Raw genomic sequence first — 25,726 nt, forward strand, 5'->3', positions numbered from 1 at the left:
CGGCGGGGGCTCAGCGCGTGATCGGCGTCGAGTCCCGGCCCGCGATGAAGGCAGGCCGCGGCGCGCCGGCCGCGAACGGCTCCTGCAGGGCGTTCTCCACGCTGTTGAACACCAGGAAGATGTTCGAGCGCGGGTACGGGGTGATGTTGTTCCCCGAGCCGTGCATGATGTTCGAGTCGAACCACAGCGCCGAGCCCGCCTGGCCGGTGAACTGGTCGATGCCGTGCTCGGCCGCCATCTTCGTGATGTCGTCCTCGCTGGGCACGCCGACCCGCTGGTCCTTGAGCGAGCTCTTGTAGTTGTCGTCCGGCGTCTCGCCGGCGCACTGGACGAACGTCCGGTGCGAGCCCGGCATGATCATCAGGCCGCCGTTGAACGGGTGGTTGTCGGTCAGCGCGATGGAGCAGCTGACCGCGCGCGGGGCCGGCATGCCGTCCTCCGCGTGCCAGGTCTCGAAGTCCGAGTGCCAGTAGAACCCGGTGCCCTTGAAACCCGGCATGTAGTTGACCCGGCTCTGGTGGATGTACACCTCGGAGCCGAGCAGCTGGCGCGCCCGGTCCAGCACGCGCGGGTCGCGCACCAGTTCGGCGATCAGGCCCGAAATCTCGTGGACGTCGAAGATCGACCGGACCTCACCGGTCTTCGCCTCGGTGATCACGCGCTCGTCGCGGGCCAGCTCCCGGTCGGAGGACAGCCGCACCAGCTCCTGCCAGTACGTCTGGACCTCCCCGACGGAGAGCAGGTCCTCGACCACCGTGTAACCGCGTGCCTCGTGGTTCGCCAGCGTGGCGGCGTCGATCGGGCCGTCGGCTTCGGTGCCCCACACCGTGGGGTGCACGCGCGGCAGGTGGGCCGGCGTACCGGTGATCCGGGTCGGGTAAGCGTCGTCGACCCGGGTGTCCGTCAGCGTCACGGGCTTCGCCTCCTGTTTCGTCGCCCTTACGATTCCTCGGTGATGAGCGGATACACGCCGTTTTCGTCGTGCACTTCGCGGCCGGTCACCGGCGGGTTGAACACGCACACGCACTTGATCTCGGTCTTCGGCCGGACCTGGTGCTTGTCGTGGTCGTTGAGCAGGTAGAGCGTGCCGGGCTTGAGCTCGTACACCTTACCGGTGGCCAGGTCCTCGATCTCGCCTTCGCCGGAGGTGATGAACACCGCCTCGATGTGGTTGGCGTACCAGAAGTCGTTGACCGTCCCCGCGTACAGCGTGGTCTCGTGCACCGAGAAGCCGACGCCCTCCTTGGCGAGGATGATCCGCTTGCTGCGCCAGTTCTCGGTCTTGATGTCGGCGTCGGTGTCGGTGATCTCGTCGAGCGTGCGGACGAGCACGGGCGATCTCCTTTACTTGGTGAGGACGGCCTTGATGGACTCGTCGATGATCGACAGGCCCTGCGTCAGCTCGTCGTCGGTCAGGGTGAGCGGCGGCAGCAGCTTCATGACTTCGCCGTCGGGGCCCGAGGTTTCCATCAGCAGGCCGCGCGCGAACGCTTCCGCGCAGACGCGGCCGGCGAGGTCCCCGTTGGCGAACTCGAGCCCGCGCGCGAGGCCACGGCCCTTGGCGGTCAGGTTCGCTTCCGGGTAGGCCTCGACGATGCCGGAGAAGGCGGTCGCGATGCGCTCGCCCTTGGCCTTGGTCGACTTCTCGAGCGCGTCGTCGCTCCAGTAGACGTCGATCGCTTCCTTGGCGGTGACGAACGCCGGGCTGATCCCGCGGAAGGTGCCGTTGTGCTCGCCCGGCTCCCAGACGTCGAGCTCCGGCTTGATGAGCGTCAGCGCCATCGGGATGCCGTAGCCGCTGATGGACTTCGACAGGCAGACGATGTCCGGCGTGATCCCGGCGTCCTCGAAGGAGAAGAACGGGCCGGTGCGGCCGCAGCCCATCTGGACGTCGTCGAGGATCAGCAGGATGTTGTGGCGCTTGCAGAGGTCGTCGAGGCCCTTCAGCCACTCCAGGCGCGCGGCGTTGATGCCGCCCTCGCCCTGGACGCCTTCGACGATCACCGCGGCCGGCTCGTTGAGCCCGCTGCCGGAGTCCTCCAGGAGCTTCTCGAAGTAGAGGAAGTCCGGCATCGCGCCGTCGAAGTACTGGTCGTACGGCATCGGGGTGGCGTGCACCAGCGGGACACCCGCGGCGCCGCGCTTCATCGAGTTGCCGGTGACCGACAGCGCGCCCAGCGTCATGCCGTGGAAGGCGTTGGTGAAGTTGATGACCGACTCGCGCCCGGTCACCTTGCGCGCCAGCTTCAGCGCGGCCTCGACGGCGTTCGCGCCGCCCGGGCCGGGGAACACGACCTTGTAGTTCAGGCTGCGCGGGTCGAGGACCTTGTCGCGGAAGGTCTGCAGGAAGTCGCGCTTGGCCACGGTGAACATGTCCAGGGCGTGGGTGACGCCGTCGCGCTGGATGTAGTCGATCAGGGCCTGCTTCAGCTGCGGGTTGTTGTGCCCGTAGTTCAGCGCGCCGGCGCCGGCGAAGAAGTCCAGGTAGGGCTTTCCGCTCTCGTCGTAGAGGTGGCTGCCCTGCGCGCGGTCGAACACGACCGGCCAGCCGCGGCTGTAGCTGCGTACTTCGGATTCGAGCTCTTCGAAGATGCTCATTTCTTTCTTTCTCTCCTAATCGCCCGGATTCGTCGGCAGGTTCAGCGGACCGATGCGGTAAAGCTCTTCCGGCAGGTGCCCGGCTTCGGGGAAATCCTCGCCGCCGAACAGCACACTGGTTTCCATGGCGGCGTTCCACCGCTTCGCGAACGATGAGAACAGCCGGATGGACGCCTCGTTGTCCGGGGTGATCGTGGTCTCGAGGTAACGCACCCCCTCGCCGACCAAGCGCGTGTACAGCGTGTCGAGCAGGGCCCCGGCCAGGCCCTTTCCGCGCTGGGAGGCATCGACCGCGACTTGCCAGACCAGCGCCGAGTCCGGCGCGTCCGGCCTGCGGTAGGCGATGACGAAACCGACCGCCTCGCCGTCCTCACGCGCGACCACCGAAGACTCGGCGAAATCGCGGCACCACAGCATGTATGCGTACGGCGAGTTGAGATCCAGCTTGGCGGAATCGCGCGCGATTCGCCACAGCTGCGCGCCGTCCGCCTTGGTCGGGGATTCGATCAAGTGCGTTACGGACATACTCAGGAAACGTAACAGAGAATTTTCCGCCTGCCAGCGACGCAGCTCACGACCCCCGCGATGACCTGCGGCGACGCGATGTACCCGGTGAGCAGTCACACAAACATGTTTGACGTGGCCGGTTGCGGGGCACACGCGCGCTCGGGGCGCGAACCGTGGCCCGTGACCTACCCGCACGATGAACCTTCGCGCCCGTGATCGCAAGGCGACGGGCCGAAAACGCTCAGCGCGAACTCGGTTCCGGGGTGCGCTCGGCCGTGCGCTTCCGGGACGACTTCCCGGCCACCCGGAGCACGACCGCCTTCGCCTCCCGGTTCCGCGTCCGGCGGTGGCCGAGGCGGCGCAGGAGAGCGCTCACCGGCGTCACGACGGCGGGCAGGATCACCAGCCCCGAGAACACCAGCCACCACACCGCGCCCTCGCCACGGCGCCAGCCGGCCACGACGTCACCGAGCCAGCCGAAGAAGGGCCGGGCGAGCGGGGGCAGGAACGCGGCCAGCAGCAGCGCCGCCACGACCAGCGCCCCCAGCGCGATGACCAGCCCCCGCACCTTGTGGCCCGTCGTGAGCAGCGCCGTCGCCAGGTAGACCACCGCACCCGCGAGGACCGGGAGGCCGACCCACTGCAGCACCGCGCCGCCGTTGGTGCCGATCACCAGCCCGGCCAGCAGCGCCAGCGCTCCGGCCACGAGCGAACCCGCGGTGCCGAGCCGGGACGCGCCCTGCGAGACCCTCGCCGTGCTCCTGGCGACCGTCCGCAGCATGCCCGCGACGGTCTGCGGCCAGCCGCCGGGCAGCCGGAACGCGACCGTCCCGGCGTTGATCGTGGCGGCGCCGAGCGCGACGAGCGTCCGGGTCAGCCGCGCGGTGCCCTGCTCTCCGGCGAGCTTCTCCGTCGACACGCGGCAGGCCTGGAACCGGGCCTGCGCGGCGCCGACGTCGACCCGGGGCAGGTCCTCGGCCAGCGCTTTCCCGATGCCGGAGCGGTCGTCGGCGTCGTAGCGAGGCGAGCGTGACGACCGGGAGCTCCTCCGCGGCGATTTCGGCCTGTCGCGTCCGGGCCAGCACCATGGCGGTCACCGGCATGCTGATCGGCCGGTGGGCGTCCGGTACGTCCACCGGCTCGAGATCGGCGTCGAGGCCGAGGAACGCCAGCTCCGCCGTCAGCTGGTCGCGCAACTGCCCGATTTCGGCCGGGGTGCACCCGTCGCGCTCGTCCGGCTTGCGCCAGCGCGGCCTGAGCGCGGCGACGAGTTCGTCGCGGAACCGCCCGGGTCCGACGACGTCCCGCAGCGTCTCGAGCCGGACCGGGTCGAGCAGGCACTGGACCAGCCAGCCGGCGCCGTCGACGCGACCCCACATCCAGTCGTTGGCCCGCCAGGACGCCTTGTAGAACGCGCCGAAGTAGCTCGCCTGCATCCCGGTCAGCTTGTCCCACGACCGGCGCCGCGTCATGTCCAGCAGCGTCCGCGAATCGGCGCTGACCTGCACGAGGTCGACCCGCTGGTCGACCGAGGGCGCCTGCGCCAGCAGCCCGCGCGTGGCCACGTGCAGGGTGAGCAGCCGCGCCTGGACGACGTCGTCGCCGCCCGCGTCGGGGCCGAGGGCCAGCCAGTTCAGCAGGGTCATCACTGTGGCGGACTTCTCGGGCGCGGCCTCGGCCAGCGCCCGCAACGTCGGCGCCGCCGCCCGCAGGCCTGCGACGACCTTCGGCCACGCCTCGGCGACGGCGGCCGAGCGGCCCAGCCCGGCCCACTCCTCGGCGAGCTCGCGGATCCACCCCTCGAGGGTGCTGCTCGCGCCGGGCGCGGCGTGCGCGGCCACCCACTGCGCCAGCCGCACGCCGCGGCCGGCGGTCCGGCGGGCCGCGTGCAGCTGGGCGCGCGCGTCGTTGAGCGTCGCCGCGCGGGCGGCGTCCGGCCGGAGCCGGAACCCGGCGTTGACCAGCTGGAGGCCGGTCGCGACGGCGTCGTCGAGCGCGGTCGTGCGGTAGCCGACCAGGTCCGGCACGGCCACGCCGGCCGCGGGCGGTCCGGTGGGGACGCCGCTGCTCAACCCGGCCACGGCGATCGCCCGCAGCTGCCGCGACATCCCGGACGCCCAGTCGCGGTCCGGGGTGTCGGCCTCGGACAACGCGTACCGCCGGGCGGCGACCCGCACCAGCTCGGCGGCGTCCTCGGCGGTTCGCCGTTCGAGGTAGGCGGCCGCGATCCGGGCGTCGACCAGGCATTCGGGGCCGCCCCGCAGGCCGAGCGCGGCCAGCGAGACGCGGGTGTCCCGGGCCCGCAGCACGGCGTCGTTGTGGCGGGTGAGGTCGTCCAGCTCGGCGCTGATCGACTGGCTCATCACGGTGTTGACGACCTTGGCCATGGCGTTCGACAGCAGCGGCGGGTTCGCCGCATCGCACTCGACGGCGTCGGTGCCGCCTTCCCCGGTCGGCACGACGTAGAGCAGCAGCCGCCGGACGTCGGCGTGCGACGGGCGCTCGAAGATCTCGCGCAGCGCGGGCCGCAGGGGCTTGTTGAGCAGTACCCCGCCGTCGGTGAGCCAATGCGAGCGGGTCAGCTCGGTGTAGGGCGTCATGTCGGGGTGCAGCCGGTCGGTGCCGCCGGTGCCGATCGGCATCCGCGACAGCTCGAACGCGCCGGGGAAGGACGCGGTGGAGCGGGCCGCCAGCGCGAGCGGCCCCTCCACCCCGATGGTCCACAGTGGACCACAGAACCGGAAGAGCATCCGGTGTTCGGTGTCCCGCACCAGGTTCCCGAGCGCGTCGTCGAACCGGGTGGTCTCGCCGTCGATCATGGTGCCGGTGAGCAGCACGGTGATGTCGGGATCCTCCTTCGGCGGGGCACCTTCGGAGGTGATCTGCCGCAGCGCTTTCTCGACGTCACCGAGGAGAACGCGGTCCCCGTCGAGCACCGACCGCGGCTGGGCTTCCTTGGCGTCCCGGATCAGGTTCTCGAGCGAGCCGGTGGTGATCCAGGTGTCCCGGAGCACCTGCGGAGTCGACTTGAAGGCCTCGGCCAGGCCGAGGCAGGCGGCGTTGATCCCGCCGGCACTGGTCCCGGTGAGGACGTCGATCGAGACGCTCGCGCGGAGGAGGTCGAGCAGGGTCCGGTAGAGGCCGGGAGTGGTTTCCCGGCGTGACTCCCGCAGCAGCTGCGACGTCTCGGTGGCGACCCCGCCCATCCAGATGGCCAGGCTGGCGCCGCCGACCATGGTCATCGCGAGCCGGATTTCCTGCTGCCACGGTTCCGCGGACTCGGCCATGGGACTTCTCCCGTCTTCCCGACGCAGAGTAGAGGCGAAGGGTGACTCCGGAGATACGTCCCTGGTACGGCCGTTCGGGTGGAGTTGTTCACCCGCTCAGCCGCCGACGGTGACGACCACCTTGCCGAACTGGCCGTTCGCCTCGAGGTACCGGTGTGCTCCGGCGATGTCCGCGAGGTCGAAGCGGCGGTCCACGCGCGGCCGGAACGTGCCCGCCCGCACGCCGGCGCGGACGAAGTGTTCCGCGCGGACCAGCCGAGCCGGGTCCAGCGTGAGGTCGAACGCGTTGAACAACCGCATGGTCGGCACGAACCACAGCGGGAACGGTGTTTCCTTCGTGTCGAGCGCGCCGTAGACGACGAGCGCCCCGCCCTTGGCGGTGGCCGCGGCCAGCTTGCGGACGCCCTCGCCGGCGACGGCGTCGAAGACGAACTCCGCGCCCCCGCCGCCGGTGATTTCGAGCGTGCGCTCGGCGATGTCCTCCTCGTCGGTGACGATCACGTGCGCGGCCCCGGCGTCGAGGAGGCGCTGCCTCTTGGCCGCGGTCCGCGTGGCAGCGATCGGGATGGCTCCGAGGTGGTTGGCGACGTCGATCGTCGCCAGCCCGACGCTGCTGGAAGCCGCCGTGATCAGCACGAAGTCGCCGGGCCGTACGTGCCCTTCGTCGACGAGTGCGCCGTACGCGGTGAGGAACGGCCCCCACAACGCGACGGTTTCGACGGCGTCGAGCCCTTCCGGGCGCCGGAGGACGGCGGACGCCGGGACGATCGCGCCCTCGCCGTAAACGCCGTAGTCCCGCATCGAGAAGCCCGCCACCGTGCTGACGGCTTCGCCGATCTCGAACCCGGTGACGCCCTCGCCGAGCGCTTCGACGACTCCGGACGCGGAGTAGCCGAGCTTGGCGGGGAACTCACCGGCGCGTTCGAAGTAGCTGCCGGAGCGGAACATCGCCTCGGCCCGGTTGAGCCCGATCGCCTCGACCCGCAGCCGCAGCTCGCCGGGGCCCGGCTCGCCGAGGTCGACGTCCACCAGTTCCAGCACTTCCGGTCCGCCTTCGGCCGCGAACCGCACTGTCTTCGTCATTCGTGCTTCCTTTCCGGTGCTTGCCGGAATCGATCGTGGACCAGTGGCGTTTCCGCAGGAAGACGGCACTTTCCTGATACGACGGCACATGCCTGTTACGAATGAGGTCACGACGGTGGACAACGGCGAAATTCCTTCCGCGGAGACGTGCTCCCTGCGCGAGGTCCTGGACCTGGTGGGCGACAAGTGGGCGATCCGGGTCCTGGTCCAGCTGGGTGCGGGCCCCCGCCGGTTCAGCGAACTGGAACGGGCGCTCACCGGCGTGTCCCGGCGGATGCTGTCGCTGACCCTGCGCGGTCTGGAGCGGAACGGGCTGGTGACGCGGATGGTCTACCCCGAGGTCCCACCCCGGGTCGAGTACACGATGACACCGCACGCGGCCGAGCTGGACGAGCCGCTGCACGCGTTGTCGGCGTGGGCGGCGAAGCACCGGGCGAAGGTCGCCGAGGCGCGGCGAGCGTACGACTTCGCCTAAGCCGCCAGGTGCTCCAAGAGCAGCACCTGCGCCTCACCGACCATGAAGCCCAGCACCGCGCCCGTCGCGATCAGAATCCACTCGTCCTGCTCGAAAGCCGGCCGCAGCAACCGCTCGAACTCCTTCGGTGACAGCTGCTTCATCTTGGACACGAGCACGTTCCGGATGTCCATCGCGTCCGTCGCGTAGTCCTCGATGTACCGCATCGTCTCCGGCAGGCGCGCCATGATCTGCGACGCGATCGTCAGCTTCATGTCCTGGTACTTGCGGCTGCCGACGGCGAACACCAGCAGCGGCCTCGCGACGCTGCCCAGCTCCCGGTCGAGCTGCCGCTGGATCAGGGCCAGCACCCGGTCCGCCAGCGGCCCGTGCAGGATCGCCTCGATGACGTTGTGTGGGGTGATGATCTCCTTCGCGATCAACGACCCGTACGCCTCCGCGACCTCCGCGCGCCGCTTCAGGAACAGGCCCTGCCACTGCACTCCGAAGTACCGGCGGGGCTCGATCGGGTAAAAGATCATCCGCAGCGCCAGCCAGTCGGTGAACCAGCCGGTGAACAGGCCGAACAACGGCATGATCGGCGGGAACTTGAACAGCACCCACGCCACCATCTGCACGACACCGATCGCGCCGCCGAACACCAGGCCCGACCGGGCGATGAACTTGAACTCCCGCGCGCCCGCTTCCTGGAAGATGCGGTTCAGCAGCCGCTTGTCCTTGACCAGGCTGGTGACCACCATGCCCTTGAGGTCGAACACGCTGTCCACATCGGACTTGATCAGGTCGAGCACCGCCGCGACCATCCGCGGCGACTCGTGCTGGACGCGCTCGATCACCAGCCGCTGCACCCGGACCGGCAGGGACTCCCACAGTCCCGGCTGGTAGTGCCCGGCCACCTCGCGGACGATGTCCTCGACACCGGCCAGCAGCGGCTTCTCGATCTCCTTCGCGATCCGCCCGGCGTCCAGCCGCGCGACGACCTCGGCCGGCTTGATCAGCTGCTCGGTCATCGTGTCGCAGGCGATGCTCGCCATCCGGGCGGCACGCTTCGGCACGATGCCCTGCCAGCCCAGGAACGGCTTGACGCCGATGAACTCCACCGGCTGGAACATCATCCGGATCGCGACGAGCTTCGTGCCGTAGCCGATCAGCGCCGCGACGACCGGGATCGAGACGTAGAGGGGCCAGTGCCGGGCGAAGTCGGCGACGATGCCGCCGAAGAAGGCCCCCATCCCGCTAACCCAGGCTCGGGTCGCAGGCCTGCCAGAACTGCGCGCCGAGGCGCGAGACGTGGATCGTGCGCCGGACGAACTTCGCGCGCCGGACGTGCTTCTCGGCCTCGCGCACCGTCTCGTCGGTCAGCAGGATCTCGTACTGCGTCTCCAGCGAAGGCACCTCTTCGTCGAGGTCGACCAGGCCGAGCCCGATCAGCCGGGTGACGTAGCCGGGCACCTGGTCGGGCAGCGACACCCCGGCCGCCTTGCCGACCGTCGAGGCGTTGCGCAGCACGACCCGGCCGTTGCCGCCGAGGCCGGTGCGTTCGACGACGTCGACGGCGGGGAACGGTGAGCCGTCGGACAGCGCGGACAGGATCCGCGCCTCGTCGGGCGTCAGCTGGCGCAGGATGATCGCGTAGAAGTACTCGCGGGCGCGTTCGCGGCCGAAGCCGACGGAGTGGTTGAGCAGCTCGGCCATCGCCGCGCGCAGCGGCTCGGCGCGGTTGTCGCGCACCGGCACGAGGGTGACGGCGGCTTCGACCTTGCCGGGCACCGCCGGGCGGTTCATCGCCGACGCCGCGGTGAGCGCCGCGTGGTACGGGTCGTCGACCTCGTCGAGCCGTCGGCGCAGCTCGGTCAGCAGCTGGCGCTCCACCTGCCGGACGCCGCGCTCGGCGGTCTCGACGCCGGGCAGCTTGCGGCCGATGGCGAAGCCGGTGCGCGCGGCCCAGCCCGCCAGCTGACCGGCGCGGCGGGCCAGGTCGGCCACGTCGTCGGCGGCACCCCGGCCGTTCGGTCGCTCTGCGTTCACCGGCGGACTCCCCTCTGCTTACGCGGCTGATGCTACCTGCGGGTAGGCCGAATGGAGGTGTGACTTGCGTGTTGGATGGGCGCATGAGTCCGACGCGCTGGGGCCCGCCGATCGACGTCCTCCCGTACTTCTCGAAGGAAGAACAGGCACTGCTGACGCTGCTCGGCGCGCTCACCGAAGAGGACTGGACGCGGCCGACGATGTGCGCCGGCTGGACGGTCAAGGACGTCGCCGCCCACCTGCTGGGTGACAAGGTCGGGCGGCTGTCCCGCGGCCGCGACGGCCACGCGTCCGAAGGCCCCCGGCCGGGTGAGGCGTTCCCGCGGTTCATCGACCGGATCAACGAGGAGTGGGTCGTCGCGTGCCGCCGGCTCTCGACGGACGTCCTGCTCACGATGCTGTACGAGTTCATGGGCCAGACGACCGAGTACTGGGCGCAGCTGGACCTCGACGTCCCCGGCATCCCGGTGAGCTGGGCCGGTGACGAGCCCGCCCCGCGCTGGCTGGACGCCGCCCGCGACTATTCGGAGTTCTGGGTCCACCACGTGCAGATCCGCGAGGCCCTGGAGCACACGCCGCTGGAGGCGGAGTACGCCGAGCCGATCGCCGACACGTTCGTCCGGGCGCTGCCCTACACCTTGCGTGACGTCGACGCCCGCGTCGGCAAGCAGGTCGGCTACACGGTCACCGGCCAGGGCAAGTGGTACGCCCGCCGCGAGCGTGACGGCTGGGTGCTGGACCGCGGCGCGCCGCCGTCGCGCACCCCGCTGGCCACCGTGACGACGGACCTGGACACGTTCTGGCGGCTCTGCACGCGCAACGCGGCGGACCTCGGCCGGGTGCGGACCACCGGGGACGAAAACGTTTGCGCGCAGGTCCTGACGATGACCTCGATCATCGTCTGAGGGCACTTTCCCTATGAAAGTGCCGCTTCAGCGGCGGCGGGCCTGCTTCCGCAGCTGCAGGATCCGGGCCCCGCCGATCAGCGCGACCAGCGCCGCGCCGCCGATCGCCGAGAACAGCATGGCGATGGCCAGCGGCAGGCTGCCTTCGGCGCCGAAGAAGTGCACGGTCACCGAGTCCAGGTTCTGCAGGATGAAGATCAGCAGCACGATCAGCACGACCAGGCCGGCGATGACCGCGACCCAGGTGCCGCTGATCCGCGTCGGCCGCGCCCTCTTGGCCGTGGCGGGCCTGCCGGGTGCCGGGCGGACCGGCGTGACCTCCTCGGCGCCGGGCCGGACGTCACCGGCCCGCAGTTCGGCGGGTTCCAGGGCGCCCTCGGGCACCTCGGGGCCACCCGGCTCGTGGTGGCCGCTTCCGGGTAGGCCGGGACCGGTGGGGCGGTCGGCCGCGCCCCCGCGCGCGTGCGTCATGTGCCCAGTGTCCGTCCGCTGCGCGGGGAGCGCCGTCTCAAACCCCCTAACGGGCGAAACCGTCGACCTCGCGCAGGACGCGCAGCGTGTTCCGCCCGGCCAGTTTCGCGCAGTCGTCCTCACTCCACCCGCGCTCGAGCAGTGCGGCGAACAACACCGGGTACTTGGACGTGTCCTCCAGCCCCTCCGGCAGCGAGCCGACGCCGTCGTAGTCGCCGCCGAGGCCGATGTGGTCGATGCCGGCGACCTCGCGGGCGTGCTCGACGTGCGCGACGACGTCCTCGACCGTGGCGAGCGGCTTCGGCGGGCCGTCCCACTGCTTGACGAACTCGCCGCGCTGGCTCAGGTTGCGGTACTCGAGCCCGGCTTCGGCCATCGCGGCCTCGAGCCGTTCGTTCCAGGCGGCCACCTTCGGCGAGACGAACGCGGGCACGAAGGTGATCATCGCGACGCCGCCGTTGCCGGGCAGCTTCGCCAGGACGTCGTCGGGGATGTTGCGGGGGTGGTCGTTCACCGCGGTGCAGGAGGAGTGGCTGAAGATCACCGGCACCGAGCTGACCTCGATCGCCGCCCGCATCGTCGACGGCGCGACGTGCGAGAGGTCGACCATCATCCCGATCTTGTTCATCTCGCGCACGATGTCGCGGCCGAACTCGGTGAGCCCGCCGTGGGCCGGCTCGTCGGTGCCGGAGTCGGCCCAGGTGGTGTTGAAGTTGTGCGTCAGCGTCATGTAGCGGACGCCGAGGCGCCGCAAGATCCGCAGCACACCGATCGATTCGGCGATGCTGTGCCCGCCCTCGGCCCCGAGCAGCGACGCGATCCGGCCGTCGGCGAAGGCGGCCTCGGCCTCGTCCGCGGTGGTGACCAGCCGCAGCCGGTCGGGGTAGCGCTCGACCAGCTGGTGGACGACCTCCACCTGTTCCAGAACGGCGGTCACGGCACTGTGGCCCTCGAACTCGCAGGGCACGTACACCGACCAGAACTGCAGGCCGAGCTTGCCGTCGGCGAGCTTCGGGAAGTCGGTGTGCAGGGCGGGCTGCCGCACGGTCAGGTCGAGGGACGCGGCCGCCTCCACCGGGTTCGGGCCACCGTGCTGCCGCAGCTCCCACGGCAGGTCGTTGTGCCCGTCGGCGAGGATGACGGCGTCCAGCAGTTTGGTAGCACGCTGTAGTGCCTCGTTGGTCATCGCCCGATCGTAGGGACGACGGGTACACGGTTCGTACAAACGGGCTGACATCTTCTCCGGAAGAAATAATCCGGCGAGGTGTGGCGGTAAACTCCAGCCCGTGGACACCGACGACGACGAGATCGTCACCTGGTGGGGCCTGGTCATCGAGGGTTACCTGGCCACCCAGGACAGGCTGATGGGCGAGATCGCCGACCGCTTCGGGCTCGCGCCCGCGTCGTTCGACATCCTGCTGCGGCTCGTCCGCTCGCCGGACCATCGGATGCCGATGACCCGCCTGGCCACCGAGGCGGCGCTGTCCAGCGGCGGCTTCACCAAGGTGGCGGACCGCCTGGTGGCGGCCGACCTGATCTGCCGGATCCCCAGCCCCGACGACCGGCGCGTCACGTTCGCTTCGCTGACCGAGCACGGCCTGGACGTGGCGAACAAGGCCCGCGCGGCGGCGGCGGACATCCTGCGCCGCATCGTGCTGACACCGCTGGGCGACGACGCTCCAGCACTGGCGGAAGCGATGCGGACACTGCGCGCGTTCAACGCCGACCGTTGAAAAGTCGAGGTCACGTCCGGTGCCCGGCACGGCGCACCATGAAAGCCATGCTGACCGAATCGACCATCACGACCATGCTTCCGGTGACCGACAGTGAACGCGCCGGCCACTTCTACGCGGACTCCCTGGGCCTGAAGCAGACGGGGCGCGGCGAGGACGGCACCCTCTACTTCGCGGCGGCCGGCGGCGCCATCGGCCTCCGCCCGATGCCGGAGGGCTCGCAGAGCGAGAACACGGCACTGAGCTTCGAGGTCGGCGACCTGCCCGGCGAAGTCAAAGCCCTCGAAGACCGCGGCGTGCGGTTCCAGGACTTCGAGATGGAGGGCCTTCGCACGGTGGACCACATCGCGCAGCTGGGCAACGAGCGCGCGGCCTGGTTCACCGATTCCGAGGGCAACGTGCTCTGCCTGCACGAGGTCATGGGCTGACCTTCTGGGGGCGCGGGGGGTGCCGCCCGGGTCTACCGGCACCCCCGCGTGCGCAGCCACTCCTTCGCCGCGGCATCGGCATCGGCAGCCGGCTGGTCGGGCGGGATCGGGGTGTTGCCGTAGACCCGCCCCGCCCGGTCCGCGTCTCGGGCCGTGGTGAGCAGCAACGTGACCCCGCCGCCGAGGTCGACGGCCACGTTGGCGGTCGCGAACCCCGCCGTCGGAGCGCCGAACGAGCGCGAGACCCCGCGCAGCGCCACCAGTGTCGCTTCCCCGGAACTGGCTGTGTCGCCGGAAGTCAGCACCGCGACCGGCCGGCGCGGCAGCCGCACGGGGTTGGGCCGGAGGGACATGGACCGGCCGTCCAGCCACATCTGCCCGTCGTGGATTTCCCACACCGTCCGGGTGCCGTCCGGGGTGACGAACGACCCGACCGGGCCGTCGCCGAGGAGCGGGGCGAGCACCGTGAGCATCGGGAACATCGCCCCTCCGGTGTTCGCCCGCAGGTCGACGATCCAACCGCAGACCGGCGGGACTCCGCTCAAAGCGGCGAACCCGGTTTCGACGTAGCGGCGGTTCACGGCTTCGTCCGCGGCCACGCCGGGGATGCGCAGGGCCGCGACACCTCCTTCGGTCCGCACCGAGGGAACCTCCGTCGTCGAAGCCACCTCCTGCCCCGGGTGCACCAGCATCGTGTGCGGGTCGTCCAGCTGGCTGATGACGTACTGCAGTGCCGTCAACGTCCCGACGTCGGCTCGCGCGCCCCGCGCGAGGTAGGCCGCCCGCGCTTCGACGCGGGGCCAGTCGACTCGGGCGGCGTCGATGGACTGCGCCCGGATCAGCGCGATCGTCCGGCTCAGGAACTCGGCCGGGGTGTGCGGCCGTACTCCAGCGGCACCACCCGCGAAGAACAGCACGAGCGCGGCAACCACGAGCGAAAGCCGGCCCCCATACGGGCCAGGTTACGCCAGTGACGGCATCAGCTTGATCGCGTTTCCCGACAAGACCCCGCTCAGCACGTCCTCGGGCAGCCCCAGCCCGGCCAGCGTCCGGACGTTCGCGGCCACCGAAGGCACGCCCGGCCAGTCCGTCCCGAACACGAACTTCCCCGCCAGCCGCGTCAGGTCGAAGCGCTGGTAGTACTCCGGGAGCTTCTTCGGCGGCAGCCCGGCGAGGTCGAGCCACACGTTCTCGCGCGCCAGCGCCAGGAACGCCGCCACGTCGTACCACCACCCACGACCGCCGTGGGCGAAGACGAACTGCAGGGCCGGGAAGTCCTCGACCACGTCGGACAGCAGCTCCGGGTTGCCGAAACTGGTGCGGGAGCCGGGAAAGCTCGACGTTCCCGAGTGGAGGATCACCGGCACCCCGCGTTCGAGGCACAGCTGGTAAACCGGGTACAGCTCCTTGTCCGCCGGCGAGAACGCGCCGTGCACCGGGTGGATCTTCAGCGCCACCGCGCCCAGGTCGAGCTGCCGCGCCACCTCGGCCGCGGCCGGGTGGTGCACGTACGGGTTCACGTTCGCCACCAGCCGGAACCGCTCCGGGTTGAACGCCACCAGCGGCAGGTTGTCCTCGATCGGCTGAATCCCGGTCGCGCGCGGGCTGTACTCGCAGAACAACAGCACGCGGTCGACGCCTTCGGACTCCATCAGTTCGTCCATTGCGGACGGGACGACCTCCCCGGAATCGGAGTACACCGAACGCCACGGGTACGCCCCGGCGAAGTCGTGCGCCCACTGCAGCCACGCCGGCTTCAGCGTCGGCAGCCGCGGCGTGTGGACGTGGGCGTCGACCACGAAGTGCCCGTCGATCACGGGCTCGGTACCGTGCGCAGCGAATCGCGGACCAGCTCGCGGATCACGTTGCGGCGGATCTTGCCGGTCGCCGTCTTCGGCAGCTCCGGCAGTTCGACCACCCCGCGCGGGCGCTTGAACGCCGCCAGGCCCTCGCGGCAGAACTCGATCAGCTCGGCCGGGTCGACCGCGAACCCGGGGGCGGGCACCACGCACGCGACGGGCTTGTCGAGGCCGTCGGCGTCCGGCGCGGCGACCACGGCGACCTCGGCCACCGCCGGGTGCTGCCGCAGCCGTTCCTCCACTTCGGACGGTGACACCCAGATCCCGCCCGACTTCAGCATGTCCCCGAACCGGCCCAGGCAGCTGTAGGTGCCGTCTTCGTTTCGGACGTAGCTGTCGCCGGTCCGCAGCCACTCGCCCTGGAAGACGAGCTTCGTCGCGTCGTACCGCGCCCAGTAGCCGGTCGCCGTCGACGGCCCGGCCACGAACAGCTCGCCCGGCTTCCCGGCGGCGTCGATGACGGCCCCGGTCTCGTCGCGCAGCTGCACGGAATACCCGGGCACCGGGACGCCGGTGCTGCCCGGCCGCACCAAACCCGGCTGGTTCGACAGGAAGATGTGCAGCGCCTCGGTGGACCCGATGCCGTCGAGGATCTCCAGCCCGAAGCGGGCGCGGAACCGTTCGAACAGGGACGCGGGCAGCGGCTCGCCCGCCGAAACCGCGTACCGCACCGAAGAAAACGAGTCGTCCGGGACATCGCTGGCGAGCAGCGCCGCGTAGAACGTCGGGACCGCGAAGAACAGCGTCGGCTTCTCCTCGCGAGCGCGTGAAGCGAACAACACAGGTGTCGGCCGCGAAGGCTCGAGCAGCGTCGTACCGCCCGCACCCAGCGGGAAGAAGCACGAGTTCCCGAGCCCGTAGGCGAAGAACAGCTTCGGCACGGACAGGAACCGGTCCTCGCTCGTCGTCGCCAGCACGCCACGGGCGTAGGTCTCGCAGACCGCGCGGATGCTCGCGTGCCGGTGCATCGCGCCCTTCGGCTGCCCGGTCGTCCCCGACGTGTACAGCCACAACGCGGGCGAGTCCGCCCACGTCCGTCCACTTGGGACCGGTCCGGACAGCGACGGCCAGTCGTGCGTCCGGACGCCGAACCCGGCCGGGTCGCAGCGGTCGAGCACGACGTCGGTGACCTCGGGGGCGAGCGTCAACGCCGTCAGCGCCTGGCCGGCGAACTCCCCGGACACGCACAGCACGCGCGCCCGCGAGTCGGCCAGCACCTGGCCCAGCTCGGGCCCGGTGACCATGGTCGAGACGGGGACGGCGACCGCGCCGGCCAGCATCGCGCCGAGGATGCCGGTGAGCAGCTCGACGTCGTCGACCATGCAGAACATGACCCGCTCCTCGGGCCGCACCCCGAGTTCGAGCAGGCCGCCGGCGACGCGCCGGGACTCCGACGCGAGCTGGGCGTAGGTGAGCGAGCGGCGGGGCGACACGACCGCGGTCGCGTCCGGGTGCCCGGCCGAGAGCAGGTACTCCGCGGCATTGAACCCTGTCGCCACCAGGCCTCCTACGTGAGGTACACGTACTCGTAGTCGATGGGCTTGCCGTTGATGCCCTGCCGCGGCGGCGCGACCCAGCTCGCGATCTTCCCCCGCTCGTACACCGGGCGCATCAGCGAACGCACGAACGTGAGGTCTTCGGTCGTGGGCAGCCACTTGCGCTTGCCTGCCTCCCAGGTCGCCTCGTCGACGATGGTGCCGTCGGGAGTGACGTGGTGGCCGGAGTTTATGCCCACTTCGCGGTTGAAGCCAGGGTGCGGCAACCGGAACGTGAAGTCGACGCCGGCGTCGGAGAGGATCTTGTTCCAGCGCTTCACGCCGGTCTGGCAGTCGGCCACGTACTCGCTGCGCAGGTCGAGGTTCAGCAACAGGATCGCCTGCAGCTCCTCGGTGGTCCAGGTGCCGTCGGCGTTCGGCCGCTCCAGCGTGCGGGCGTCCTCGGTGAGCTTGTGGTCGTCCTTGCGGCGGGTCTCCTGCCAGCGGCCCTTGAGCCCGGCGGTGTAGTAGTTCGCCGCGTTCGTCGACGTCTCGCTGCCGAACAGGTCCAGGGACACCGTGTAGTGGAAGTTGATGTACTTCTGGATGATGTCCAGCGGGATGCCGCCGAGCGGGCCGATGTCGTACGTGTCGTGCTCGCGGATCAGCTCGGCGCTGCGGGTCACCACGCGGTCGACTCCGGTGGTGCCGACCATCATGTGGTGCGCCTCTTCCTTCAGCATGAACTCGCACGTGCGCGAGAGCGGGTCGAAGGAAGACTCCTTGAGCGTGCCGAGCTGGTACTTCCCGTCGCGGTCGGTGAAGTAGGTGAACATGTAGAACGCCAGCCAGTCGGCGGTTTCCTCGTTGAAGGCGCCGAGGATGCGGGGCGCGTCGGGACTACCCGAGTTGCGCAGCAGCAGCCCTTCGGCCTCGTCGCGGCCTTCGCGGCCGAAGTAGGCGTGCAGCAGGTACACCATCGCCCACAGGTGCCGGCCTTCTTCGACGTTGACCTGGAACAGGTTCCGCAGGTCGTACAGGCTCGGCGCGGTCAGGCCGAGGAGTTTCTGCTGCTCGACCGACGCCGGTTCGGTGTCGCCCTGGATGACGATCAGCCGCTGCAGGTCGGCGCGGTACTCGCCGGGCACCTGCTGCCACACCGGCTCGCCCTTGTGCTCCCCGAAGGCGATCCGGCGGTCCGGGTCGCGCTCGGCGAGGAAAATGCCCCAGCGGTAGTCCGGGACGTTGACGTGGTCGAAGTGCGCCCAGCCCTCCCGCCCTACGCTGACCGCGGTGCGCAGGTAGACGCCCTGGGTCTCCAGCGTCGGCCCCATCTCGCCCCACCAGTGCATGAACTTCGGCTGCCAGCCCTCCAAGGCGCGCTGCAATCGCCGGTCCTCGGAGAGGTTGACGTTGTTGGGGATCTTGGCGTCGTAGTCGATCTTCTCGGGCATCTGCGCTAGACCCGCTTCCTGTCGAAGACGGCCTTCTGTCCCGTACCGTAGCGGCGCAGCGCGCCTTCCGGCCCGGATGCGTTCGGCCGGGTGAAAATCCAGTTCTGCCAAGCCGCCAGCCGGCCGAAGATCTTGGTCTCGATGGTCTCGGGACCGACGAACCGGTGGTTGGCCTCCATCCCGGTGAGCGCGTCGGGGCTCAGCGAGGCACGGCCTTCGAGGGCGATGCGGATCTCGTCCTCCCAGTCGAGGTCGTCCGGGGCGTCGGTGACCAGGCCGAGTTCGAGGGCTTCGGCCGGGGTCAGCGCCCGGTTCTTCTCGCGGGCGAGCCAGGCGAGGTGGTCGTCGTCGCCGTAGAAGCGCGCCTGGAGGCGGGTGAGGCCGTTGCCCATCGGGAACGCACCGAAGTTGGCGTCGGTCAGCTCGATGGAGGCGCGTTCCTCGGAGTCTTCGTCGTCGATCGGCGGGCCGTCCAGGATGTACTGGCGGTCCGCGGCCAGGGCGATTTCCAGCAGCGCGCCGGTGAAGCAGCTGCCCGGTTCGATGAGGGCGATCAGGCTGCGGCTGGTGACGTCGAGGCGCTTGAGCGTGCGCTTGAAGTAGTGCGCGATCTCGTTCGCGAGCCAGTCCTTCTGGCCCAGCACGGCCTCTTCGTGCGCCCGCACCTTCGCCGGGTCGCCCTGGGTCCGGAGGATCCACGTCCCGGCTTCGACCTCGTTGGTGCGCAGCCGCAGGATGGCGTCGTCGAGCTCGCGGGTCATGGCGAGGAACCAGCCTCCCGCGCCCTCTTCATGCAGGTCACCGGGGTCGTTCTCGGGACCCTTGATGGTGATCGTGACCTGGTTCTTCTCGATCACCGTGTCGACATAGCGATGTTCCAACGGGGTCAGCTCGATCCCGTAGTCCGCTTGCTTCTCGGACCTCCGCGCGAGTTCCCGCGCCTTCTCCAGGACCTTCTCGCGGAAGTCCTGGCGGGGCACCAGCTCGTCGACCAGGCGCCAGTCGACCGCCGTCTTGCCCTTGACGCCGTCCGGGCGCGTGGCGAAGACGTCGGCGAGGTCACGGCGCACCCGCCGCTTGTCGACGAGCCGCGTGAGGCCGCCGGTGCCGGGCAGCACGCCGAGCAGCGGGACCTCCGGCAGCGCGACGGTCGAGGAGTTGTCGTCGATCAGGAAGATCTTTTCGCAGGCCAGCGCGATCTCATAGCCGCCGCCGGCGCAGGTGCCGTTCACCGCGGCCACGTACGTTTGGCCGGAGTGCTCGGTGGCGTCCTCCATGCCGTTGCGGGTCTCGTTGGTGAACTTGCAGAAGTTGACCTTCCAGTGGTGCTCCGACGCGGCGAGCATGCGGATGTTCGCGCCGGCGCAGAACACCTTGTCCTTGGCGCTGGTCACGATGACCACACGGACCTCGGGGTGCTCGAACCGCAGCCGCTGCGTGGCGTCGTACAGCTCGATGTCGACGCCGAGGTCGTAGGAGTTGAGCTTGAGCTCGTACCCCGGGACCAGCCCGCCCTGCTCGTCGACGTCCAGCTCGAGCCAGGCCACCTCCCCGTCGACCCGCAGGCGCCAGTGGCGGTACTCGTCCGGACGGCGGTCGAAGGCAACCGGTGTGGTGGTGGTCACCTCTCGATTGTCTACATGAGCCAAACGAGCGTCAATGTTGTGTAGAAACTTGATCTCGCGTGGTCACCCGGTTGAGCGTGGTCCAGGCCCAGGTGAGGAACACCCACAGGGCGAGTCCGGCCGCGGCGTCGGTGAAGATCGTCGCGAACCAGAACGCCGGGATCTGCGGGACGCCGGTCAGGAAGTGGCCGAGCGTGATCATCCCGGCCAGCGAGTAGACCAAGAGGAACGCCAGCGCCCGGTGGTAGCGGCCTTGCGTGTACGCGCGGTAGCCGAACCAGCCGAACGCCGTGAGCAGCACCCAGGCGACGGCGACGGTGATGCCGCCGGCGAGCGGCGTGATGCCCGGCAGCTGCGGGTAGTCCGCGTACCGGAGGGCGTTGTGCGCGTAGTGGGTCGCCGTGCTGAGCAGCGAAAAGCCGAGAATCACCCGAAGCGTCGTCAACCCCATCGCAGCCCCCATTTGATAGATCGCTCTAGCGACAACGAGGCTACCGCGCGGAACTTTCATAGGGAAAGTGCCATCGTCACTTTCCCTATGAAAGTTGTCCTCACGCCAGGTCGATGCGGTGCTGCGTCACCGGGTAGCCCGCCTTGGCGAAGGCCTTGGCCATCGGGACGTTGCCGACGTCGGTGCCCGCGACGATCCGGTCCGCGCCGTAGCCGACGAGGTCGTGCGTCGCCTCGACCAGGAGGTCGTACGCGTAGCCCCGGCCTCGGTGCTCCGGCACCACGGCGACGTAGCCGATCACCGGGTCGTAGACGTTGCGGGTGGGCAGGACGAGCCCGACGAGCTCGCCTTCGGGCGTGTACGCCAGCCGCCACCAGTCCCGCGGACCCGGCATCCACTTCATGATGTCGAGGTCCTCCCGCGCGGCCGCGTCGAGGCCCTGCTCTTCGACGGTCTTCCGCACGTGCGCGTCGAGGCTGCCGACGTGCACCCGCTTGAAGACCTCGAGGACGACGTCGTCGTCCGGCTCCGGCCGGAACTCGAGCCGGCCGGGCTTCTCCGGCAGGCCGTTGTCCGGCGTCCAGCGGAAGCGGTAGCGCTCGACGAGCTTGCGGAAGCCCGCCCGCTCGGCCGCTTCGACCCGGCCGTTCACTTCGGCCGCCACGTCCGGGTCGTCCTGCCACGCGGGTGGCGTGTGCAACGCGTACTCGGCGCGCAGCGGCGCCGTCTTCAGCAGGTGGACGGCCGCGTCGAAGTCGGTGAAGTCGAACCAGTCCAGCGCGACCGGGGTTTCGTCGCCGGGCTTGGCCCACCAGGCCGCCCGGGCCACGACGACGCCTTCGCGCAGCGCGACCCACGTCCACTCGGGCCGGTACTCGCCCTTCTTCGCCATCTCCGCGAAGTCGTCGCCGAGCAGCTTGCGGCCGACGAGACCGCGGTCGGGCAGGGAGGTGAACAGTGCTTCTTCGCCCGCTTCGAGCGGGCGCACGACCAGTTCGGTCATGGAAATCCTTCCGGGAGTACGCGCTCCCGGTCAGACAGCCGGCACCCTCGCTGCGAGGTGGGAGCGCGTGATCGGTTGCGTGATCATCGGTCCCACCTCCTTTCGCCGGTCAAGGTGCCTTCCCGGGACATTAGGGGATGCGCCCGCGGTGATCAACGGATTTTCTGCAGCACCACGCGCGTGCTCAGCCGCGGTTCGGCGTAGGAGTGCGATGCCTCCAGGACGTACTCGCCCGCGATGTGCCGCCAGCCCTCGTTCCAGACCTCGGCCGACCTCGAGGCGATGGCGATGTCGGCCTCCACCGGCTCGCCGGGCCCGGCTTCCACGCTCGCGAACCCGGCCAGCCAGCGGTGCGGCCGGTCGCCGCGTTCGGTCGGAACGAGGTAGAGCTGGACGACCTCGCGGCCCTTGCGCTTTCCGGTGTTGCGTACGCGGACTCGGACGCGCGCGCCGCCTTCCTCGTCCGGGTAGGCGTCGATTTCTTCGTACTCCCAGGTCGTGTAGCCCTGGCCGTGGCCGAACCAGTACGCGGGTTGCCGGTCGGTGCGCGCCCAAGCGCCGTAACCGATGTACACGCCTTCGCGGTACTCGAGCGCGCCGTCTTCCGGCGTCACGTCGGTGACCGGCGCGTCTTCGAGCTTCGCCGGCCAGGTCGTGGGCAGGCGGCCGCCGGGCTCTTCACGGCCGAAGAGGACGTCAGCGAGCGCGTCGCCGCCGGCCTGGCCGGGGAACCAGGTGAGCAGCACCGCGGCGACGTCGTCACGCCACGGCATCTCCACCGGGGAGCCGGCGTTGACCACCACGACGGTGTTCCGGTTCGCTTCGGCGACCCGCGCGACGAGCTCGTCCTGGCGGCCGGGCAGGGCGAGGGAAGTCCGGTCGAAGCCTTCGCTCTCGACCTCGGCGGTCGTGCCGACCACGACCACGGCGACCTCCGACTTCGCCGCGAGGGCCACGGCTTCTTCGAGGCTCGCGTCCGGGTCGAGGACCGGCCCGCGGTGGCCGAGCGCGAAGGTGACCCAGGCGAAGGTGCCCCTGGCGAACTCCGCCATCTCCGAGGGGATCCAGTAGGTCAGGCTGACGTCGACCGGCTCGCCCGCGGTCAGCTCGACCTCCCGCCGCTGCTCGTGGACCTGCATGATGGAGGTGAAGATGTCGCCGCCTTCCGGCAGGTTCACGCCGTCGAAGACGGTGTGGCCGGCGACGGTGAGGCGGAGGTCGCCGGGACCGGTGATGCCGAAGGTGTGCGTGCCGCTCTGCTCCGGGAGGAACGTGCCGGCGATCTCGACCGAGGCGAGCGTGCCGATGTCGAGCCCGGCCGGCAGTTCGCCGATCCAGTCGATCCTGGCCGTGCGCAAGGGAAACTGCGCGAGCTCGGTGCCGTCGGCGGCGCGGGCGGTCGCGCGGAGCCGGAAATTGGCTGTGACATTTGGGGCTTCGCCCCAGGTCGGGGCCTTCGCCACCCGAGGCCCCCAAAAAATGTCGGTGGCGGTCGGTAACGTCGTGCGCGGATCGGCACCGGGTGCGTAAACGAGCTCGGTGCCCGGCGGAACGGCCGCTTCGAGGCCGTCGAGAGGGGAGACGACGTGGTCGGGAAACACGGTGGCACTGCCACCACCGAGGATCTTCGGGTCCGCGGCGAGCGCGCCGATGAGCGCGATGCTCTGCGGCTCCCGCAGGGGCAGCACGCCGGTTTCGTTGCGGAGCAACACGAAAGACCGGTGCGCGACCTCGCGCGCGATCGCTTCTCCATCCACATCGGAGGCTTCCGGCACGGGGCCGCCGCCGAGCGCGCCGGTCCGGTGGGCGAGCAGGAGCACGCGGCGCGCCATGGCGTCGACGACGCCTTCGTCGACTTCGCCACCGCGGACGGCTTCGGCGAGCCGGGCGCCGAACACCGTGCGCGGGCCGGGCATGGCCACGTCGAGGCCGCCGTTGGCGGAGGCGACGGTGTCGCGCGCGGCCAGCCAGTCGGAAACGACGAAGCCGTCGAAGCCCCATTCGCCGCGCAGCACGCCGTTGACCAGTTCGGCGTGCTGGGTCATCGTGACGCCGTTGACGCTGTTGTAGGCGGCCATGATCCCCCACGGCTTCGCGCGCCGGACGATGAGCTCGAAGGGCGCGAGGTAGAGCTCGCGCAGGGCGCGCTCGCCGACCCGCACGTCGACGGTGAAGCGTTCGGTCTCGAAGTCGTTGGCGACGAAGTGCTTGACCGTGACGGCGACCCCGCCGTCCTGCACGCCGGTGACGTAGCCGGCGCCGATCATCCCGGTGAGGAGGGGGTCTTCGGAGTAGCACTCGAAGTGCCGGCCGCCCAGCGGCGAGCGGTGGAGGTTGACCGTCGGGGCGAGCAGCACGTGCACGCCCTTGCGCCGGGCCTCCTGCGCGAGCAGGCGGCCGGTCTCGACCGCCAGGCGCGGGTCCCAGCTCGCGGCGAGCGCCGTCGGGCTGGGCAGGGTCACCGAGGGGTCGTCCGGGCTCCAGCGCGTCCCGCGGACGCCGACCGGGCCGTCGGAGAGCACCAGCGACGCGAGCCCGATCCGCGGCAGCGCGGGAAGGGACCAGACGTCCTGGCCGGCGAGCAGGCTCGCTTTGGCGTCCAGGTCGAGTTCGGCCAGCAGCGCGTCGACGTCGAAGCTCATGCGCATCCTCCGCGATCGGTCCTGCCGTCACCCTACCTGGCAGTGAGTAGTGAACGTTATGTTTTCGTGACGCTCACTGCCGTAGGCTCGGGATCATGACCCGGGCCAGGGGCGCCGACCGCCGAGCCAGCATCGTCCGAGCGGCGTTCGAGGTGATCGCCGAGCGCGGCTACCGCGGCACGTCGCTGGCCGCGGTGGCCGAACGCGTGGGCCTGACGCAGCAGGGGCTGATGCACTACTTCCCCACCAAGGAAGACCTGCTGGCGGCGGTGCTGGAGACCCGCGACGAGTGGGACCTGCTGCACTTCGGGCACGCCACGGCGGCCGATCCGTCCGCGATGACGGTGAACCAGCTGGCGGACCTGGTCGACTACAACGCCACCCGCCCGGGCATCGTCCAGACGTACACGGTGCTTTCGGCGGACAGCGTCACGGAGGACCACCCGGCCCGGAAGTACTTCCAGGACCGCTACGCCCGGGTCCGGGCCGGCATGACCCGGATGCTCGAGCGCCACCGCGACGAGCTGCCCCCGGGAACGACGCCGGAACAGCTGGCACCCTTGGCCATCGCGATCCTGGACGGCCTCCAGCTGCAGTGGCTCCTGGACCCCGACGAGGTCGACATGTCGGCCGGGTTCCGCACGTTCCTGACCCTGCTGGGGGTGAAGCCGGACTGAATCAGCCCATCCCCACGCTCTGCCGTTCCACCTCGATGAGCCCCACCACCCGCTCTTGCTCCCGCGAGTACGGGCCGCCGATGTACTTCGTCGCGATTCGGTCCACGATCTCCCAGGCGGCGTCGCCCTCGATCCACTCGGCCACCCGGCCGCGGATGATCACCGGCTCGAACGGGTTGTCCAGCGGCGTCAGGGAAAGCGCCACACGCGGGTCGCGGCGCAGGTTGCGGGCCTTGCGCGAGTCCGGGCCGGTCAGGATGGCGATGCGGTCACCCTCCGGGTCGACCCAGACCGGGACGGCGTGGGGCGCGCCGTCCGGCAGAACGGTGGCGAGGTGGCCGAGGACGGCGGTGGCGAGGATGCGGCGGACGTCGGCGTCGAGCATGGTCGGCTCCTTGCGGGGGTAGGGGTTCAGGCGACGGAGTAGTGGAGGTGGGTGACACCGGGCGTGGCCACGGCCTCGACCAGGTTCAGCCGCACGTGCGAGGGCAGTTCCCGGAAGAACGACCGGCCACCGCCGAGCAGCACCGGGACCTGGTGGAGCACGATTTCATCCACCAGGCCGGCCTGCAACGCCGAAGCGAGGACGCCACCGCCCATGAGGCCGACGTCCTTGCCGCCGGCCGCCTCGCGGGCCGCCGCGATCGCGTCTTCGACGGTGCCGCACAACGTCTGCCGGTCGGTCAGCTCCGGCGCGGGCCGGTGGCTGACCAGGAACATCGGGGCGTCCGGGTGCGGGCTGCCGCCGCCGAAGTGTTCCGAGTCCTCGTAGGTGGTGCGGCCCGCCACTATCGCGCCCACCCGGCCGGCGAGCGAATCGAAGACGCGGGCGCTCGGTTCGCTGAGCCGGAAGAAGTCGAAGACCCGGCTGCGGGTGTCCCCGTCGGAGTACCAGTCGAAGAGCGTCCCGCCGTCGCCGAGTCCCTGACCCGGGCGAGCGCCACGGCCGGTGATGTAGCCGTCGACCGAGACGGCGTGGGCGCTGAAGACCTTGCTCATCGTGGCATTCCCTTCTGGGTTCCCTC

The 25,726-nt window shown here is 70.3% G+C and carries 24 protein-coding genes and 1 pseudogene; 5 read left to right on the forward strand and 20 right to left on the reverse strand.

Going from position 1 to position 25,726, the window contains the following annotated elements:
* Positions 1–10: 10 nt before the first annotated feature.
* The 6 genes and pseudogenes from thpD to ACFPLC_RS10330 all read right to left on the reverse strand — a co-directional run bounded on the left by thpD (position 11) and on the right by ACFPLC_RS10330 (position 7,475).
* Positions 11–913, reverse strand: coding sequence for an ectoine hydroxylase (gene thpD, locus ACFPLC_RS10305; RefSeq protein WP_378194187.1), 903 nt, complete (start codon positions 911–913; stop codon positions 11–13).
* A 26-nt stretch (positions 914–939) separates the two neighbouring features.
* Positions 940–1,332 (reverse strand): ectoine synthase, encoded by a 393-nt coding sequence (locus tag ACFPLC_RS10310; protein WP_091318623.1) that lies wholly within the window; start codon positions 1,330–1,332, stop codon positions 940–942.
* Between the two features lie 12 nt (positions 1,333–1,344).
* Complete coding sequence (gene ectB, locus ACFPLC_RS10315; RefSeq protein ID WP_378194191.1) at positions 1,345–2,598, reverse strand: diaminobutyrate--2-oxoglutarate transaminase; 1,254 nt, start codon at positions 2,596–2,598, stop codon at positions 1,345–1,347.
* A gap of 15 nt (positions 2,599–2,613) precedes the next feature.
* Positions 2,614–3,123: a diaminobutyrate acetyltransferase gene (gene ectA / locus ACFPLC_RS10320; protein WP_378194194.1), complete on the reverse strand. Its 510-nt coding sequence runs from the start codon at positions 3,121–3,123 to the stop codon at positions 2,614–2,616.
* Between the two features lie 223 nt (positions 3,124–3,346).
* Positions 3,347–6,392: pseudogene (locus ACFPLC_RS10325) on the reverse strand (patatin-like protein).
* Between the two features lie 96 nt (positions 6,393–6,488).
* A complete protein-coding gene (locus ACFPLC_RS10330) occupies positions 6,489–7,475 on the reverse strand; it encodes a zinc-dependent alcohol dehydrogenase family protein (RefSeq protein WP_378194197.1) in 987 nt (328 codons plus the stop codon).
* 115 nt (positions 7,476–7,590) lie between these two features.
* Between ACFPLC_RS10330 and ACFPLC_RS10335 the strand changes: the two genes are divergently transcribed.
* Positions 7,591–7,950, forward strand: a complete 360-nt coding sequence (locus tag ACFPLC_RS10335; protein ID WP_378194351.1) for a winged helix-turn-helix transcriptional regulator — start codon at positions 7,591–7,593, stop codon at positions 7,948–7,950.
* On the opposite strand, the gene ACFPLC_RS10340 is transcribed toward ACFPLC_RS10335, so the two are convergent.
* Both ACFPLC_RS10340 and ACFPLC_RS10345 read right to left on the reverse strand, forming a co-directional pair.
* Entirely contained in the window at positions 7,947–9,182 is a 1,236-nt protein-coding gene (locus ACFPLC_RS10340) for a DUF445 domain-containing protein (RefSeq protein ID WP_378194200.1), read from the reverse strand. The genes ACFPLC_RS10335 and ACFPLC_RS10340 overlap by 4 nt on opposite strands.
* Positions 9,183–9,186: 4 nt before the next feature.
* On the reverse strand, positions 9,187–9,978 hold the full coding sequence (locus ACFPLC_RS10345; protein WP_378194203.1) for an Abi-alpha family protein: 792 nt from the start codon (positions 9,976–9,978) through the stop codon (positions 9,187–9,189).
* Positions 9,979–10,061: 83 nt separating this feature from the next.
* Here ACFPLC_RS10345 and ACFPLC_RS10350 point away from each other — a divergent pair, with 83 nt between their 5' ends.
* Positions 10,062–10,883: a maleylpyruvate isomerase family mycothiol-dependent enzyme gene (locus tag ACFPLC_RS10350; protein WP_378194206.1), complete on the forward strand. Its 822-nt coding sequence runs from the start codon at positions 10,062–10,064 to the stop codon at positions 10,881–10,883.
* A gap of 27 nt (positions 10,884–10,910) precedes the next feature.
* Here ACFPLC_RS10350 and ACFPLC_RS10355 read toward each other — a convergent pair whose 3' ends face one another.
* Both ACFPLC_RS10355 and ACFPLC_RS10360 read right to left on the reverse strand, forming a co-directional pair.
* Positions 10,911–11,354, reverse strand: coding sequence for a LapA family protein (locus ACFPLC_RS10355; protein ID WP_378194209.1), 444 nt, complete (start codon positions 11,352–11,354; stop codon positions 10,911–10,913).
* 46 nt (positions 11,355–11,400) lie between these two features.
* Complete coding sequence (locus tag ACFPLC_RS10360) at positions 11,401–12,540, reverse strand: dipeptidase (RefSeq protein WP_378194212.1); 1,140 nt, start codon at positions 12,538–12,540, stop codon at positions 11,401–11,403.
* A gap of 100 nt (positions 12,541–12,640) precedes the next feature.
* Between ACFPLC_RS10360 and ACFPLC_RS10365 the strand changes: the two genes are divergently transcribed.
* Both ACFPLC_RS10365 and ACFPLC_RS10370 read left to right on the forward strand, forming a co-directional pair.
* The gene (locus ACFPLC_RS10365; protein WP_378194214.1) at positions 12,641–13,087 is read left to right on the forward strand and encodes a MarR family winged helix-turn-helix transcriptional regulator; all 447 of its coding nucleotides are present in this window, start codon (positions 12,641–12,643) and stop codon (positions 13,085–13,087) included.
* A gap of 47 nt (positions 13,088–13,134) precedes the next feature.
* On the forward strand, positions 13,135–13,515 hold the full coding sequence (locus ACFPLC_RS10370) for a VOC family protein (RefSeq protein WP_378194217.1): 381 nt from the start codon (positions 13,135–13,137) through the stop codon (positions 13,513–13,515).
* Positions 13,516–13,547: 32 nt separating this feature from the next.
* Here the strand turns inward: ACFPLC_RS10370 and ACFPLC_RS10375 are convergent, their stop codons facing one another.
* From ACFPLC_RS10375 to ACFPLC_RS10410, 8 genes are all read right to left on the reverse strand, one after another.
* On the reverse strand, positions 13,548–14,447 hold the full coding sequence (locus ACFPLC_RS10375) for a S41 family peptidase (RefSeq protein WP_378194220.1): 900 nt from the start codon (positions 14,445–14,447) through the stop codon (positions 13,548–13,550).
* 30 nt (positions 14,448–14,477) lie between these two features.
* A complete protein-coding gene (locus tag ACFPLC_RS10380; protein WP_378194223.1) occupies positions 14,478–15,332 on the reverse strand; it encodes an amidohydrolase family protein in 855 nt (284 codons plus the stop codon).
* Positions 15,329–16,873: a benzoate-CoA ligase family protein gene (locus ACFPLC_RS10385; RefSeq protein ID WP_378194226.1), complete on the reverse strand. Its 1,545-nt coding sequence runs from the start codon at positions 16,871–16,873 to the stop codon at positions 15,329–15,331. The genes ACFPLC_RS10380 and ACFPLC_RS10385 overlap by 4 nt, the downstream gene beginning before the upstream one ends.
* Positions 16,874–16,881: 8 nt before the next feature.
* Positions 16,882–18,303: a benzoyl-CoA 2,3-epoxidase subunit BoxB gene (gene boxB, locus ACFPLC_RS10390; RefSeq protein WP_378194229.1), complete on the reverse strand. Its 1,422-nt coding sequence runs from the start codon at positions 18,301–18,303 to the stop codon at positions 16,882–16,884.
* Between the two features lie 5 nt (positions 18,304–18,308).
* Complete coding sequence (gene boxC / locus ACFPLC_RS10395; protein WP_378194232.1) at positions 18,309–19,928, reverse strand: 2,3-epoxybenzoyl-CoA dihydrolase; 1,620 nt, start codon at positions 19,926–19,928, stop codon at positions 18,309–18,311.
* A 31-nt stretch (positions 19,929–19,959) separates the two neighbouring features.
* A complete protein-coding gene (locus ACFPLC_RS10400) occupies positions 19,960–20,379 on the reverse strand; it encodes a hypothetical protein (RefSeq protein ID WP_378194235.1) in 420 nt (139 codons plus the stop codon).
* A 100-nt stretch (positions 20,380–20,479) separates the two neighbouring features.
* The gene (locus ACFPLC_RS10405; RefSeq protein ID WP_378194238.1) at positions 20,480–21,382 is read right to left on the reverse strand and encodes a GNAT family N-acetyltransferase; all 903 of its coding nucleotides are present in this window, start codon (positions 21,380–21,382) and stop codon (positions 20,480–20,482) included.
* 152 nt (positions 21,383–21,534) lie between these two features.
* Complete coding sequence (locus ACFPLC_RS10410; protein WP_378194241.1) at positions 21,535–24,024, reverse strand: glycoside hydrolase family 3 protein; 2,490 nt, start codon at positions 24,022–24,024, stop codon at positions 21,535–21,537.
* 95 nt (positions 24,025–24,119) lie between these two features.
* On the opposite strand from ACFPLC_RS10410, the gene ACFPLC_RS10415 reads away from it, so the two are divergent.
* Positions 24,120–24,701, forward strand: coding sequence for a TetR/AcrR family transcriptional regulator (locus ACFPLC_RS10415; RefSeq protein ID WP_378194244.1), 582 nt, complete (start codon positions 24,120–24,122; stop codon positions 24,699–24,701).
* A 1-nt stretch (position 24,702) separates the two neighbouring features.
* On the opposite strand, the gene ACFPLC_RS10420 is transcribed toward ACFPLC_RS10415, so the two are convergent.
* Both ACFPLC_RS10420 and ACFPLC_RS10425 read right to left on the reverse strand, forming a co-directional pair.
* On the reverse strand, positions 24,703–25,086 hold the full coding sequence (locus ACFPLC_RS10420) for a PPOX class F420-dependent oxidoreductase (protein WP_378194247.1): 384 nt from the start codon (positions 25,084–25,086) through the stop codon (positions 24,703–24,705).
* 26 nt (positions 25,087–25,112) lie between these two features.
* Positions 25,113–25,700 (reverse strand): dihydrofolate reductase family protein, encoded by a 588-nt coding sequence (locus ACFPLC_RS10425; protein WP_378194250.1) that lies wholly within the window; start codon positions 25,698–25,700, stop codon positions 25,113–25,115.
* Positions 25,701–25,726 lie beyond the last annotated feature (26 nt).

This window comes from Amycolatopsis plumensis (assembly GCF_042652605.1).
In the GTDB taxonomy this organism is placed as follows: domain Bacteria; phylum Actinomycetota; class Actinomycetes; order Mycobacteriales; family Pseudonocardiaceae; genus Amycolatopsis; species Amycolatopsis plumensis.